Below are 14,609 nucleotides of genomic sequence, written 5' to 3'. Positions count from 1 at the left end.
GATCAGCCGATCAGCTTGCCCAGTTTCATTGCCACCCCCATATCACCTGAAATTTTCAGTTTGCCCATCATCACGCCGGTCATCGGGTTCAGTTTTCCGGTGAGCAGCTTCTTCAGGTTTTCGGTACTGATGCGGATGGTGCAGTCGGTGTCACGGTTTTCTGTCGTGGCATCGCCATCTGCGAGAACGATGACGCCATCGTCGCCGCAATCGAATTTCAACGAACCGTCAAAGTTTTTCCCGGTCAGCCCGGCGCGGATACCATCCGCCAGCGGTTGAAGTGCCATCGTCTCCCCCTCGGTATCTTTGCGCCAAGGGTTAGGCATCCGTCTGTCAGCAGGCAAGGGTGACCAAAGGGGAGGTTACGTCAGCTTTCAAGACAGGCTGCTACGGGTGACCGGGCAGGGGGTTCCGTCGAAAAACGTCTCTAATACTTGTGAAAACACATCTGGTGCGCCAGGAACGGCAGCAAAGAGCGTCATTGATGAGCAGAGTTTCCTGGCGTCAGTTTCGCCGAGGATGGACGCGGCGCTGCGGTCTTTGTGGGTGAGCAGCAGCTCGCTCGCCTCGGTCAACCGCGCGTTCAGGACCGGATGGGCCAGATACGCGGTGGCCTCCGTCAGATCCTCGATCCCGTAGAGCTGCGCCATATGGGACTGGCCAAGGTCAGCAAGCTGGGGAAAGACGAACCACATCCAGTGGCTCGTCTTTTTACCGGCGGAGAGTTCGGCGCGGACATCGTTCCAAACGGTGTCCTGCGCCTCGACGAACATCTCCATCTCTTCGGTCAGATCGTCGTCTATATCATCTTCGATATCGACGCGGTCGCTCATTTCTTCAACCGGCGCTCGCGAGCGGCGAGAAGTTTCAGCCGCAGCGCGTTGAGCTGGATGAAGCCCGCTGCGTCCTTCTGATCATAGGCACCCGCGTCTTCCTCGAAGGTGACATGTGCTTCGGAGTAGAGCGAGTGATCTGACCAGCGGCCTACGGTGGATACGGAACCTTTGTACAGTTTAACACGTACGGTGCCGGTGACATGTTCCTGGCTGCGGTCGATGGCGGCTTGCAGCATTTCGCGCTCGGGCGAGTACCAGAAACCATTATAGATCAGCTCGGCATATTGCGGCATCAGCTGGTCTTTCAGGTGCATTGCGCCCCGGTCCATCGTGATGGATTCAATGCCGCGGTGGGCTTCGAGCAGGATGGTGCCGCCCGGTGTCTCATAGATGCCGCGGGATTTCATGCCAACAAACCGGCCTTCGACCAGATCGAGACGACCGATGCCGTGCTTGCCGCCGTATTCGTTCAGTTTGGTGAGAATGGTCGCGGGTGACATTGCCTCGCCGTTGATGCTGACGGCGTCACCTTTTTCAAAGCCGATCTCGATGAATTCAGCTTCATTCGGAGCATCCTCCGGGTGGACGGTGCGCTGATAGACATAGTCAGGCGCCGCCACGGCGGGGTCTTCCAGCACCTTGCCTTCGGAGGAGGTGTGCAGAAGGTTCGCATCCACGGAGAAGGGGGCTTCGCCACGTTTGTCCTTGGCCACAGGGATCTGGTGCGCCTCTGCGAATTCGAGCAGACGGGTGCGCGAGGTCAGATCCCATTCGCGCCAGGGGGCGATCACCTTGATATCAGGGTTCAGCGCATAGGCTGCCAGTTCGAACCGGACCTGATCGTTGCCCTTGCCGGTGGCGCCATGAGCAACCGCATCGGCGCCGGTTGCCTCGGCAATCTCGACCAGACGCTTGGAGATCAGCGGACGCGCGATGGAGGTGCCCAGCAGGTAGAGGCCTTCATAGACGGCATTGGCGCGGAACATCGGGAAGACGAAGTCCCGCACGAATTCTTCCCGTACGTCTTCGATGTAGATGTTCTCTGGTTTGATGCCCAGCAGCTCTGCCTTCTGGCGGGCAGGTTCCAGTTCCTCACCCTGGCCGAGATCGGCGGTGAAGGTCACAACCTCACAACCGTATTCGGTCTGCAGCCATTTCAGAATGATTGACGTATCAAGGCCGCCGGAGTAGGCGAGGACAACTTTCTTGGGCGCGGACATGGGATTTCCTCTTGATCAGAACGCCAGCGGCCTATCCGGTTTTTGACAGAAGAGCAAGGTTTTCCCCATATCGGAACCGGAGTGTCCGCATAGTGGTCGCGTGCGACGATTGAGCAGTATTGGAGTCTGAATAAATGATTGGCTGGAAGCTATTTCTACACTCGGTAAGCATGGTGCAGCGGAACGTCCCGCAGCTGATGCGGATCTTTCTTGTTCCCGGATTGATCGTGTCGGCGATCGCCTATTTGGCCATCGGTGGCTTGCTAGGCGATATTGGGCTTCAGGCGCGCGGGTTTGACGGCAACATGTTCTTTTCAGTTCTCTGGCGCATCGTTGGACTATGGCTTGTGATTGGCTTGATTGGCACGTGGACCGTGGTGGCCTGGCATCGCTACATTCTGCTGGAAGAGCATCCTCGCGGCTGGCTTCCAGCTTTGCATAAGGCGGAGATGGGCAGCTATATCTTGGGTCTGATCAAGCTGTTTTTTATCGCTATACTGCTCTACGGTATCCTTGTATCTATCGGGTCTGCATTGGTTCAGAGTATCGGGATGATTGGCCTATACCTGTTATTGGCCGCTGGCGCGCTGATTGCGATATTCATGTTCAGGTTTGCATTGGTCCTGCCGGCGGCGGCGCTTGGTAAGCCTATTGGTGTGAGCGAGTCATTGGCACTGACCACCGGTGCATTTGGTACGTTGTTTGTCCTTGGCCTCTGTCTTTTTGGTCTGCAGCTCGTGGCTGAACTGATCCTGTTCCTTGTGGCCGATGCTGTACTGATCGCGATGGTTCTTGAGATAGCGTTCTCTGTCGTGCTTGCGATCTTGAATATCAGTGCTCTCACGACGCTTTACGGCTACTACGTCGAGAAACGTGCGATCTGATCTGCGGTATTCTTCAGTATGCTTTGATCCTGCCCCCTTGTCATGGGGGCGGGGTTGGGTCACTCAAGTGACATGAGTGATTTTCATACCCAGGCCCGGGCCGCCGAACAGGCCATGCGCGCGATCTTTCCCGCCACGCCGCTGCAGCGCAGCACGCTGCTGTCGGAACGGTTCGATGCGGATATCTACCTGAAGCGAGAAGATCTGAGCCCGGTGCGGTCCTACAAGATCCGCGGTGCGTTTAATGCAATGCGTAAGCAGCTGGACCAGTCGCTGTTTGTCTGTGCGTCAGCTGGAAATCATGCGCAGGGCGTTGCCTTTATGTGCCGCGAGCTGGACAAGCGCGGGGTGATCTTTATGCCGGTGACCACCCCTCAGCAGAAGATCCAGAAGACCCGCATGTTTGGCGGCGACAACGTCGAAATCCATCTGGTTGGCGACTATTTTGACGACACACTGTCGGCAGCTCAGACTTGGTGTGCAACGGAAGGCGGGCATTTTCTGTCACCATTTGATGATGATGATGTCATCGAAGGCCAGAGCTCCATCGCGGTCGAAATCGAGGCTCAGCTGGGCGCCGTTCCCGATCATGTGATCCTGCCGGTGGGCGGTGGTGGCATGTCGTCCGGCGTGGCCCGCTGGTTCGGCGACAAGGTGCATTGTCTTTTTGCAGAACCCTCTGGCGGCGCATGTCTGAGGGCGGCGCTAACTGCTGGAAACCCCGTAGCACTGGACCATGTCGACACATTCGTCGATGGCGCCGCAGTTGGCCGCATCGGTGAGCGGCCGTTCGAGGTGCTGAAACATGTGCCCCTGCCGGACGTCCTGTCGATTGCCGAAGATCGGATCTGCACGACCATCCTTGAGATGTTGAACGTCGAAGGTGTGGTTCTGGAACCGGCTGGCGCGCTGGCGATCGAGGCCTTGCGCGATGTACGCTCCTGGATCCGTGGTAAGACGGTGGTCTGTCTCACGTCGGGCGGCAACTTTGACTTCGAGCGGTTGCCAGAAGTGAAGGAACGAGCACAGCGCTATATGGGGTTGAAGAAGTATTTCCTTCTGCGCTTGCCACAGCGCCCCGGGGCACTGAAGGAGTTCCTGGGTATTCTGGGACCAGAGGATGATATCGCCCGGTTCGAATATATGAAGAAATCAGCGCGCAACTTCGGTTCGGTTTTGATTGGTATAGAAACCAAGCGACCTGAGAATTTCGCTGATCTCTACGTCCGGTTGGATGCTGCCGGCTTTGCCTATACCGACATCACCAGCGATGAAACCCTGGCGCAATTCGTGATCTGAGCAGGTACTGGCTCAGAGCTTGCTGCTCATGTCGCGCAGGAACTCTTCTTTTGACGCCTCATAGCTGGCGATGATCGTGGCTGTGTCCACATCCTTTGCCTCGCCCTGTGCCGAACGGCGCTCGCCTTCCTGACAGAGGCGGGAGAATTGAGAGAAGCCCAAATTAAGGGCGCTGCCTTTCAGGAAGTGCAAGTCCTGTTCCAAGGTGGTCAGATCCGGGGATCTCAGCTTTTCGATGACGCCTTCGACCTCTTCGAGGAAGATCTCGACAACTTCAGAGAAGTCCTCAGCGCCGACTTCCTCGTGCAGCTCCTTCGCGCGTGACCAATCAATCATCTTTGCAATCCTTGTTTTGATATCGCATTTTACGATTGCTTTACTTATAAACTCGTAAATCACCGTTTAACGCGAGGCTAGATCCATATTTCGCAAACTTCACTTCCTGTTAAGCGAAGAGCGCGATAGTGACTTGCGTTTAAGGTATCTTGCGCCGTTTTTTGTGGGGTTCACTCGGTGTTGCCAGACAGTTCGATCGAAATAAACCAAGAGGTTACGACCAATTCGATCCGCCGTGTCCTGGTGGTCGATGACAGCCGTCTGCAGCGACGAATCCTGGTGGCATCGCTGAAGAAATGGGGATTCGACGTCGTCGAAGCTGAAAGCGGCGAGGTCGCGATGGAGATCTGCGAGAGTGATCCGCCAGATCTGATCCTCAGCGACTGGATGATGCCGGGAATGAATGGGCTGGAGTTCTGCCGGGCGTTCCGGGCCAAATCGCAGGATAACTACAGCTATTTCATCCTGCTGACCTCCAAGAGTGAAAAGAACGAGGTGGCGCAGGGGCTGGATGCCGGCGCGGATGATTTTCTGACCAAACCTGTCAGTTCGGACGAACTGCGCGCCAGAATCTCTGCGGGTGAACGTATCCTGCGGATGCAGCGAGAACTCTCAGAGAAGAACCGGATCGTCTCGGATACGCTTGATGAATTGCAGCGGGTCTATGATGCTATCGACAAGGATCTGATTCAGGCGCGCAAAATTCAGGAATCGCTGGTTCCAGAACTGTCGCGAAAATTCGGGTCATCCACTGTCAGCCTGCTCTTGAAACCCTGCGGTCATATCGGTGGTGATCTGGTTGGCATGTTTTCACCCGGGGTGAACCGGATTGGCTTTTACTCGGTCGATGTCTCCGGTCATGGCATTACGTCCGCAATGATGACGGCGCGACTTGGCGGCTATTTGTCGTCGACCTATTTCGATCAGAACGTCGGCATGGAGAAGCGATTCAACCGCTTCTACGCCCTTCGCCAACCTGAAGAAGTTGCAAGCCTGCTGAATGCCCGGCTGATCGCCGACACCGGGATCGAAGAGTATTTTACTATGGCCTATTGCATCGTCGATCTGCGCAGCGGCGTGTTGAAGATGGTGCAGGCCGGCCATCCGCACCCATTGCTGATCCGCAAGGATGGCAGCACAGAGTTCATCGGGAAGGGCGGCGTTCCTGTGGGGCTGGTGCCAGATATCACCTATTCCCAAGAAGATGTGGTGATGGAGAAGGGCGACAGGCTGCTGCTGTATTCGGACGGTTTTACTGAGGCGCGCTTGGAGAATGGCGAGATGCTTGAGGCCGAGGGATTGGTGGATCTGATCGGCAAGTGCAACTCGGATCAGACCGGCCAGGAATTCCTCGACGATCTCTACTGGAACCTGACACAGGTGATGTCGTCGCAATACGGTTTGGAGGATGATGTATCCGCCACCCTATTCGAATATGAAGGCCCGTAAGCTGAGCCTTCACCGGGTCGCTCGCCAATCTTCGGCCGATTTCTAGCTTTGTCCCATCCATCGCGCGATATATCCGGCAAAGTGGCGATCACCGGCATTACCGAGCATCTCTTGCGCGACATCCGCTCGCATCCAGAGCGCTTCATGCAGTGGTTCGCTCGGGTCTGAGATCTGCCGGGCCGGGCGCGCAATATAGATATGGCAGAGTTTCTCAGCCCATAGATCATACTCCGGCATATAGGCAAACCGGCGGAATGCCCCCAGCTTGCGGGGGGAGGAAATGGTCCAGCCGGTCTCCTCCATCACCTCGCGGTGCAATGCAGGAATAGGTGATTCGCCCGGATCTATGCCGCCTCCGGGCAGCTGAATATCCGGGCTTGGGTCCTGCTGACAGGTCACCAGAAGCTTGCCATTTCGCGGCAAGAGAGCGTAGACGCCGGGCCTGCGCCGGTATCTTTTCGATTTATCCGGCGTATCGCCAAAACGTCTGATCACGGCGCTGACCTCTTCACTCTGATGGTGTAAACCCTATATAGGCCCGATATGCCAATCCACGGCGCGTAAGGAAACCCCATGACACTTGTATCGAAAATCGCGTGGGACGATACCGTCCTGCCCTTCCAGCTTGACGTATCGGACATGCGCGGCCGCGTTGCGCGGCTGGACGGTGTGTTGGATGGCATTCTGAAGCAGCATAATTACCCACCTGTCGTCGAGGCGCTGGTGGCCGAGATGGCATTGCTGACGGCTTTGATTGGTCAGACAGTCAAATTGCAATGGAAACTGTCCTTGCAGGTGCAGTCCAAAGGTGCGGTGAGGATGATCGCGACCGACTACTATGCCCCCCAGGCAGAAGGCGAGCCGGCCCGTATCCGCGCCTATGCCAGCTATGATGAAACACGGCTCACGGATGGCGCCCTCTTTGATCAGGTGGGTGAAGGGTATTTTGCGATTCTTGTCGATCAGGGTGAAGGGATGAAACCCTATCAGGGGATCACCCCTCTGGCGGGCGGGTCGCTGGCCGCCTGTGCCGAAGCCTATTTCGCCCAGTCCGAGCAGCTGCCAACACGGTTCTCGCTTAGCTTTGGCCGTTCCGCCGAACCGGGCGTACCCGAGCACTGGCGGGCCGGAGGGATTATGCTACAGCAGATGCCAAAGGCGTCTCCGTTTGTTGCTGACGGTGCCGGCTCTGGCGATACGCTGGTGGCTGAAGATCTGGTGAACGGCGAAGAGGGCGAGAACTGGAACCGTGTGATGCACCTGCTTGCGACCGTCGAAGACATGGAGCTGATCGGCCCATCGGTAACGCCGACAGATCTACTCTTGCGATTGTTTCACGAGGAACAACCGCGGGTTTTCGATGCCCAACAAGTCAAATTCGGATGTACCTGTTCCACGGAGCGGGTACGCGCAAGCCTGTCGATCTACTCCGCCAAGGACATCGCAACGATGACCACTGACGACGGCCGCGTGACAGCCGATTGCCAGTTCTGTGGCGCCCATTATGATCTTGATCCGGCGACGCTGGGGTTTGAGGCCGATAAAACGGATGAGGCAGAGGGCGATAGTGCCTGATCTGCGAGAAAAGCTGACCGCTGCGCTGGGCGCTGAGGGGGGAGGGTCATCCGATTTTGATCTGAACCCCGACGTCGTTCTACCTGTTGATCGTAAATTGCGACCGGCAGGCGTTCTGGTGGCGATCAGCATCGCTGAGGGCGTGCCGCAGGTCATCCTGACAAAACGGTCATCGGCGTTGAAACATCATCCCGGCCAGATCGCTTTTGCCGGTGGGAAGCAGGACGCAGGTGATGCAAGCGTGACCGATGCCGCCCTGCGTGAAGCATGGGAAGAGATCGGGCTGCCGCGTGATCTTCCGCAAATTGTCGGTCAGCTACCTGCGCATGAAACTGTGACCGGGTTCATGGTGACGCCGGTGGTGGCCCTGATTGATCAGACCTTTGATATCAAGGCCGAAGCTGGCGAGGTTGCCGAGGTTTTCAGTGTCCCACTCTCACATCTCTGCGATCCGTCTCGCTATCAGATCCAGTCGCGTCGCTGGCGTGGGGTGCGGCGGAACTACTTCGCTGTTCCATACGGTCCCTATTACATTTGGGGCGCAACCGCGCGAATGCTGCGCGGCCTCGCCGACCGGATGCAGTCATGAGATATCTGACCGCGCCCTGGCTCGATGATCCGGCTGTCCAGCGCGTCTGCGAGGTGCTGACCGAGGGCGGTGCGGAGGTCTATTTCGTCGGCGGATGTGTGCGAAATGCGCTATTGGGCGCGCCGGTTTCAGATCTCGACCTGTCCACTAACGCGCTGCCGCAACAGGTTATCGAACTGGCCGACAAGGCCGGCATCAAAGCCATACCAACAGGCATCGATCACGGCACTGTAACACTGGTGCATCGCGGTACGCCCTATGAGATCACCACCTTTCGTCGTGACGTTGCTACCGATGGTCGTCGCGCTGTCGTCGCATTTGCGGATCGTATCGAGGAGGATGCGGCGCGACGCGACTTTACCATGAATGCGCTTTACGCTCGCCCGGATGGGGAACTGGTTGATCCCCTGAACGGTCTTCCGGATCTGCGCGCGGGGATTGTGCGGTTCATCGGCATTGCCGAACACCGCATTCGCGAGGACTATCTGCGCTCGCTTCGGTATTTCAGATTCCACGCCTGGTACGGAGATTTGGATGCTGGGTTTGATCCGGACGCCCTGTCGGCGATCGCGAGCAACCTGGATGGCATCGCAACCCTATCGCGTGAGCGTGTCGGGAGTGAGATCCTGAAGCTTCTTGCAGCCCCCGATCCGGCGCCGGCGATTGCGATTATGCGGAAAATCGGATTGCTCGCATTGATTCTGCCGGGCAGCGATGATCGCGCCCTGGCACCGTTGATCCATCTGGAAGAGGGGTCCGCCCCCGATCCCATTCGCCGTCTTGCAGCGCTCGGCGGTAGCGCTCCGGGCGAGGTTCTGAGGTTGAGCAAATCTCAGGCCGCCGAGATACGCTTGCTTCGCAAAGAGGTTGAAGGAAGCCAAAGTCCGGCTGCCCTTGCCTATTATCATGGGGCGGCCATCGCCCGCAGCGTGATCCTGTTGCGATCTGCCCTGCTTGAGATGCCGATTTCGCCTGATTTAGAGACTGAAATCAATCTTGGCGCGTCCGCCGTATTCCCCGTGTCGGCGCAGGATCTGATGCCTGAACTCCAGGGGCCTGCTCTTGGCGCAGCGCTCAACTCCTTGCGTGATAAATGGATCAGATCCGGGTTTGCCCTGACGCGGAAAGAGCTGCTGGGACTGGCCTGAAGCGCACGTGCTGATTGTCGTGCGTCGCCCACCGCGTCAAAAGGGGTGACAGAGTGGAATTTTTTTCCTACCCATATGGCACCATCTTATGACGGGAGGAATACGCATGTATCACGGGATCTGGCGCAATTAACGCCTGACCTGTCCGACGTCTGTCGGAGGGGCCACGGCGATGGCCTTTGTTCGCATGACTATTCCATATGCTCAATTATTGGAGCACCCGCATGTTTCGTTTCTTCGAAAACCTTATCGACCCCTATTGTGATTACCCGGAAACCGACACTCCGCCACGGCGACTGTGGCCGTTCCTGAAAGATTATTCGCAGCCCTTCAAAAAGGTCTTTGCGGCCACCGCGTTTATGTCGGTCATCGTCGCAGCCGTTGAAATCGGTCTGATCCATTACATGGGACGGGTTGTGGACCTGTTGTCCGGTGAACCGGCCGATGTCTGGCAGGCTCACGGGACAGAGTTGATCCTGCTGGCTGTATTTATCCTGACCATTCGGCCGCTGCTGCAGCTACTGGATGTGCTGTTGCTGAATAACGCTATCCTTCCAAACTTCGGGACTTTGATCCGCTGGCGTTCACATAAGCATGTATTGCGGCAATCCGTTGGCTGGTTTGAGAATGATTTTGCCGGGCGGATCGCAAACCGGATAATGCAGACACCGCCTGCCGCTGGTGAGGTGGTGTTTCAGGTCTTTGATGCGATCACATTCGCATTGGCCTATCTGGCTGGCGCGGCTCTGTTACTGTGGTTGGCGGACATGCGGCTGATGATGCCCCTGCTGGTGTGGTTTGCGCTTTATGCGATGCTGATCCGCTGGACAGTGCGCCGGGTCGGGCCAGCCAGCCAAGCCGCCTCCGACGCCCGATCCACGGTGACCGGTCGGGTTGTTGACAGCTATTCCAACATTCATTCGGTCAAGATGTTCGCCCATCACGATACCGAACTGAACTATGCCAAAGAGGCGATTGAGCGTACGCGCAAGACGTTCCAGGCGGAGATGCGGCTCTATACAATCATGGATGCCGCATTGGTGACGCTGAATGGCCTGCTGATCGTTGGGGTGGTCGGTTGGGCGATCCTGCTGTGGATGCAGGGGCAGGCTTCAGTCGGGGTTGTTGCCTCTGCTACGGCGCTGACCCTGCGTCTCAATGCTATGACCGGGTGGATCATGTGGGCGCTGACCACGTTTTTCCGGCAGCTTGGTGTCGTGGCCGAGGGGATGGAAACCATTGCCCAGCCGATTGATCTGGTGGATGCAGCTGATGCCAAGCCGCTTGATTTACGCGATGGGGAGATGGAGCTCCGGCAGCTGTCCCATCATTACGGGCGCGGCTCTGGCGGTCTGGATCAGGTCAGTCTGACCATTCGTCCAGGAGAGAAAATCGGCCTGATCGGGCGGTCTGGTGCCGGGAAATCGACCTTGGTGAAACTGCTGTTGCGGTTCTACGATCCCGAGGGCGGGCAGATCCTGATCGACGGGCAAGATATCCGTACCGTCACACAGGACAGTCTGCGCGCCCAGATTGGGATGGTGCAGCAGGACAGTGCCCTATTGCACCGATCGGTGCGAGACAACCTGCTCTATGGTCGGCCTGACGCCAGCGAGGCCGAGATGATCGAGGCCGCAAAGCAAGCGCGGGCGCATGAGTTCATCCTTGACCTAGAGGATCCCGAAGGCCGCAGGGGCTACGATGCGCATGTCGGTGAACGGGGCGTGAAGCTCTCAGGCGGGCAACGTCAGCGAGTGACACTGGCTCGGGTAATCCTGAAGGATGCACCTATCTTGATTCTGGATGAGGCGACATCGGCGCTGGACTCAGAGGTTGAGGCCGAAATCCAGCAAACGCTATACGGGATGATGCAAGGCAAGACGGTGATAGCGATTGCCCACCGTCTGTCCACCATCGCCCAGATGGACCGTATTCTGGTTCTGGATGACGGTCGTATTGTCGAGGAGGGCACCCATGACGTGCTTTTGCGGTCAGAGGGCCTATATGCCCAGTTCTGGGCGCGGCAATCCGGCGGCTTCCTGAACATTGAGGCAGCAGAATGAAACTGGGCAATCTGATCGACGCATTTCAACCGGCCGACGGCGCCCCACCAGATCAGTTGGGGCGCTTTTTGCGATGGTGTCTGTCCGGCGCCTGGCCAATGCTCACGGTGGCTGCGGTCTTTTCGGCGCTCGCCGGGGGAATGGAGGCGGTCACGGCTTATATTCTGGGTCTGGTGATAGATACGGCGATAGCCAGCGGGCCGGACCGGTTCTTCTCGGCAGGTAATCTGGTGATACTTGCCGGTGCGTTGGGTTTCTTCCTGTTGTTGCGGCCGATCCTTTTTGGCCTCTCTGCGGCGTCCAACGCAATTATTGTGCAGCCGAACGTCAATCCGCTGGTGCTGTCCCGTCTCAATCGTTGGACGATGGGGCAATCGGTGCGTTTCTTCGATGATGATTTTGCAGGTCGCATCGCACAGAAGCAGATGCAGACTGCCAATGCGGTGACGTCGGTCGCGGTTGAGGTGATCAATGTCGTCGCCTTCGCGCTGGCATCACTGCTTGGCGCGCTGGCATTGCTAGGGGCGATTGACTGGCGGATCACTGGATTGTTCGTGGTTTGGCTGGTCGGGTATTTTGCCACAATCCGTTGGTTTCTGCCGCGCATCAGAAAGCGGTCTGCGGCGCGGGCTGGCGCGCGGGCTATGGTTACCGGGCAGGTGGTCGATACGATCACCAACATCAAAACGGTGAAGTTGTTCGCCCATGCCGATTTTGAAGAACGGACGGCACAGGATTCGATGGCCGATTTCCGTAACAAGGCGCTTCATTTCGGCTATCTGTCGGCGACCTTCCGGTTCTGTCTGATGACTCTGGCAGGAGTGCTGCCTGTCCTGCTGATTGGTGCTACGCTTGTGTTGTGGCGGGACGGGATGGCGACCGAAGGTGATATCGTTGCGGCGGGCGCGGTGTCGGTGAGGATCGCGCAGATGACGGGCTGGGTCAGCTTTACGCTGATGGCGATCTACTCCAACATTGGCGAAATCGAAAACGGCATGAAGACGCTAACGCGTCCTGACCGGGTTGAGGATCAAGACACCGCCAAGACGCTGCGGACCAAAGGTGGACGCATTGAATTCCGAAATGTCGGCTTTGCCTATGGGCGCGATGTCGGCGGTATTCAGGATGTTTCCCTGACAATTGAACCGGGTGAAAAACTGGGGATTGTCGGGGCTTCCGGCGCGGGGAAATCCACGCTCGTGTCGCTTCTGTTGCGGCTCTACGACGGGGAAAACGGCCAAATCCTGATCGATGGGACAGACGTTTCAGAGGTGACGCAGAACTCGCTGCGCAGCCAGATCGGCATGGTCACGCAGGAAACCGCAATGTTCAATCGTTCGGCGCGCGACAATATCCTTTACGGTCGGCCGGACGCCAGCGAACTGGAGCTTATTGCCGCCGCTAAAAAGGCGGAGGCTCATGAATTCATTCTTGACCTGGAGGATGCACAGGGCCGCAGCGGCTATGATGCCCATCTCGGCGAACGGGGTGTGAAACTGTCGGGCGGCCAGCGTCAGCGGATCGCGCTGGCCCGAGCCATCCTGAAGGATGCACCCATTCTGGTACTGGATGAGGCGACCTCGGCGCTCGACTCCGAGGTGGAGGCGGCGATTCAGTCGGCGCTGGAGCGGGTCATGCAGGGCAAGACGGTTCTGGCCATCGCACACCGCCTGTCGACGCTGAGTGAAATGGATCGGATCATCGTCATGGATCAAGGTCGGATTGCGGAGGTGGGCACCCATGATGCACTGCTGAAGCAAGGCGGTCTTTACGCGAAGTTCTGGTCGCGGCAATCCGGCGGCTTCATTCGGACCGAAGGCGATGATGATGAGGTCGATCCGATCACTCGACGATCGTGGGATGCGGCGGAATAGGAAGTACTGAGCGCCCGCACAAAAGTCGTTCACACGCAGACTGCGCATTTTTCTTTTGCGCGGGCCAGTCGCAGGGTATGCAGCGGCCATGACACATGCAGCTAGAACCACAGCCACAATCATTCGTCTTGGCCATCAGGGGGACGGAGTCGCCGAGGGCCCGCTTTTTGCGCCGCGCACCCTGCCGGGAGAGACCGTCAGCGGTATTCGCGACGGGCACCAGCTCACGGATATCCGCATCGAGAACCCGTCAGAGGCACGCGTCCAGGCGCCTTGTCGGCATTATAAATCCTGTGGTGGCTGTCAGCTGCAACATGCGACAGATGATTTTGTCGCGGGCTGGAAGGTCGATATTGTGCGCAATGCGCTGGCTGCCCAGGGGATTGAGACGGCGTTTCGCCCGATCCACACCTCACCGCCACAATCGCGCCGTCGCGCCACGCTGTCAGTGCGCCGAACCAAGAAAGGGGCGATGGCTGGATTCCATGGCCGCGCGTCCGGGGTAATTACAGAGATACCCGATTGCCAGTTGCTGGCACCACAGCTTCTGGCTGCTGTGCCGATGGCGGAGGCACTGGCCATGGCTGGCGCCAGCCGCAAGGCACCGCTTTCGGTGACGGTGACCCTCTCGGAGGTTGGCGTTGATGTACTGGTGACCAACGGCAAGCCGCTGGATGGCGCGCTTCGGATCGCGTTGGCGCAGGTGGTCGACGCGCATCGTATTGCAAGGCTGACCTGGGAGGACGAGCTGATCGGTATGGAACAGCCGCCAACTCAACCCTTTGGTCCGGCACATGTCTGCCCGCCGCCGGGTGCCTTTCTACAGGCTACCCGTGATGGCGAGGCGGCCTTGCTCGCGGCGGTCGAGGAGGTTGTCGCGGGGGCAAAACGTCTCGTCGACCTATTTGCCGGCTGCGGGACTTTTTCGCTGCCACTGGCGAAAAACGCTGAGGTCCACGCTGTCGAGGGTGAAAGCGCCATGTTGCGCGCATTGGATGCCGGTTGGCGGCAGGCCAAAGGCTTGAAGAAAGTCACCACCGAGACCCGCGATCTGTTTCGCAACCCGTTGCTGCCGGAGGATCTGAATCCGTTTGGAACGGAGTTTGACGCTGCAGTGATTGACCCGCCGCGCGCTGGTGCTGAGGCCCAGGCCACTCAGCTGGTTGCAGCACGTACGAAACGGGTTGCCTATGTTTCCTGCAATCCTGTCACCTTTGCCCGTGATGCGAAGATTTTGACCGATGGCGGCTATCGGCTGGATTGGGTACAGGTGGTCGATCAATTCCGCTGGTCCTCGCATACGGAACTCGCGGCCAGCTTTTCCTACGTAGGGTAG

14 protein-coding genes are annotated in these 14,609 nt (G+C 57.9%); 9 read left to right on the top strand and 5 right to left on the bottom strand.

The window, feature by feature from the left end; translation table 11 throughout:
• Positions 1–2: 2 nt before the first annotated feature.
• From VXL81_RS02785 to VXL81_RS02775, 3 genes are all read right to left on the bottom strand, one after another.
• A complete protein-coding gene (locus VXL81_RS02785) occupies positions 3–287 on the bottom strand; it encodes an SCP2 sterol-binding domain-containing protein (RefSeq protein WP_416534335.1) in 285 nt (94 codons plus the stop codon).
• Positions 288–374: 87 nt separating this feature from the next.
• Positions 375–833: a DUF1810 domain-containing protein gene (locus VXL81_RS02780; protein ID WP_340547133.1), complete on the bottom strand. Its 459-nt coding sequence runs from the start codon at positions 831–833 to the stop codon at positions 375–377.
• Positions 830–2,056 carry an argininosuccinate synthase gene (locus VXL81_RS02775; protein ID WP_340547134.1) on the bottom strand — a complete coding sequence of 409 codons (1,227 nt, stop codon included), beginning with the start codon at positions 2,054–2,056 and terminating at the stop codon, positions 830–832. The genes VXL81_RS02780 and VXL81_RS02775 overlap by 4 nt, the downstream gene beginning before the upstream one ends.
• A 134-nt stretch (positions 2,057–2,190) precedes the next feature.
• Here VXL81_RS02775 and VXL81_RS02770 point away from each other — a divergent pair, with 134 nt between their 5' ends.
• Both VXL81_RS02770 and ilvA read left to right on the top strand, forming a co-directional pair.
• Positions 2,191–2,940, top strand: a complete 750-nt coding sequence (locus VXL81_RS02770) for a hypothetical protein (RefSeq protein WP_416552849.1) — start codon at positions 2,191–2,193, stop codon at positions 2,938–2,940.
• 72 nt (positions 2,941–3,012) lie between these two features.
• On the top strand, positions 3,013–4,239 hold the full coding sequence (gene ilvA, locus VXL81_RS02765; RefSeq protein ID WP_416552847.1) for a threonine ammonia-lyase IlvA: 1,227 nt from the start codon (positions 3,013–3,015) through the stop codon (positions 4,237–4,239).
• A 12-nt stretch (positions 4,240–4,251) separates the two neighbouring features.
• Here the strand turns inward: ilvA and VXL81_RS02760 are convergent, their stop codons facing one another.
• On the bottom strand, positions 4,252–4,575 hold the full coding sequence (locus tag VXL81_RS02760) for an Hpt domain-containing protein (protein ID WP_340547137.1): 324 nt from the start codon (positions 4,573–4,575) through the stop codon (positions 4,252–4,254).
• A gap of 177 nt (positions 4,576–4,752) precedes the next feature.
• Between VXL81_RS02760 and VXL81_RS02755 the strand changes: the two genes are divergently transcribed.
• A complete protein-coding gene (locus VXL81_RS02755; protein ID WP_340547138.1) occupies positions 4,753–6,024 on the top strand; it encodes a fused response regulator/phosphatase in 1,272 nt (423 codons plus the stop codon).
• 42 nt (positions 6,025–6,066) lie between these two features.
• On the opposite strand, the gene VXL81_RS02750 is transcribed toward VXL81_RS02755, so the two are convergent.
• A complete protein-coding gene (locus tag VXL81_RS02750) occupies positions 6,067–6,519 on the bottom strand; it encodes an NUDIX hydrolase (RefSeq protein ID WP_416552845.1) in 453 nt (150 codons plus the stop codon).
• Between the two features lie 78 nt (positions 6,520–6,597).
• Between VXL81_RS02750 and VXL81_RS02745 the strand changes: the two genes are divergently transcribed.
• The 6 genes from VXL81_RS02745 to VXL81_RS02720 all read left to right on the top strand — a co-directional run bounded on the left by VXL81_RS02745 (position 6,598) and on the right by VXL81_RS02720 (position 14,609).
• Positions 6,598–7,599 (top strand): Hsp33 family molecular chaperone HslO, encoded by a 1,002-nt coding sequence (locus VXL81_RS02745; protein WP_416552843.1) that lies wholly within the window; start codon positions 6,598–6,600, stop codon positions 7,597–7,599.
• Positions 7,592–8,188: a CoA pyrophosphatase gene (locus VXL81_RS02740; protein ID WP_340547141.1), complete on the top strand. Its 597-nt coding sequence runs from the start codon at positions 7,592–7,594 to the stop codon at positions 8,186–8,188. Before VXL81_RS02745 ends, VXL81_RS02740 begins: the two co-directional genes overlap by 8 nt.
• Positions 8,185–9,336 carry a CCA tRNA nucleotidyltransferase gene (locus VXL81_RS02735; protein WP_416552841.1) on the top strand — a complete coding sequence of 384 codons (1,152 nt, stop codon included), beginning with the start codon at positions 8,185–8,187 and terminating at the stop codon, positions 9,334–9,336. The genes VXL81_RS02740 and VXL81_RS02735 overlap by 4 nt, the downstream gene beginning before the upstream one ends.
• Before the next feature lie 224 nt (positions 9,337–9,560).
• Positions 9,561–11,399 carry an ABC transporter ATP-binding protein gene (locus VXL81_RS02730; RefSeq protein WP_416552839.1) on the top strand — a complete coding sequence of 613 codons (1,839 nt, stop codon included), beginning with the start codon at positions 9,561–9,563 and terminating at the stop codon, positions 11,397–11,399.
• Complete coding sequence (locus tag VXL81_RS02725; protein WP_416552837.1) at positions 11,396–13,273, top strand: ABC transporter ATP-binding protein; 1,878 nt, start codon at positions 11,396–11,398, stop codon at positions 13,271–13,273. Before VXL81_RS02730 ends, VXL81_RS02725 begins: the two co-directional genes overlap by 4 nt.
• An 88-nt stretch (positions 13,274–13,361) precedes the next feature.
• Positions 13,362–14,609 (top strand): class I SAM-dependent RNA methyltransferase, encoded by a 1,248-nt coding sequence (locus VXL81_RS02720; RefSeq protein ID WP_416534327.1) that lies wholly within the window; start codon positions 13,362–13,364, stop codon positions 14,607–14,609.

Origin of the sequence: Phaeobacter sp. JH204B, from assembly GCF_048055755.1 — a bacterium.
Classification (GTDB): Bacteria; Pseudomonadota; Alphaproteobacteria; order Rhodobacterales; family Rhodobacteraceae; genus Phaeobacter; species Phaeobacter bryozoorum.
The sequence above is the reverse complement of the archived record's forward strand: the minus strand, read 5'-3'. Positions and strand labels throughout refer to the sequence as shown.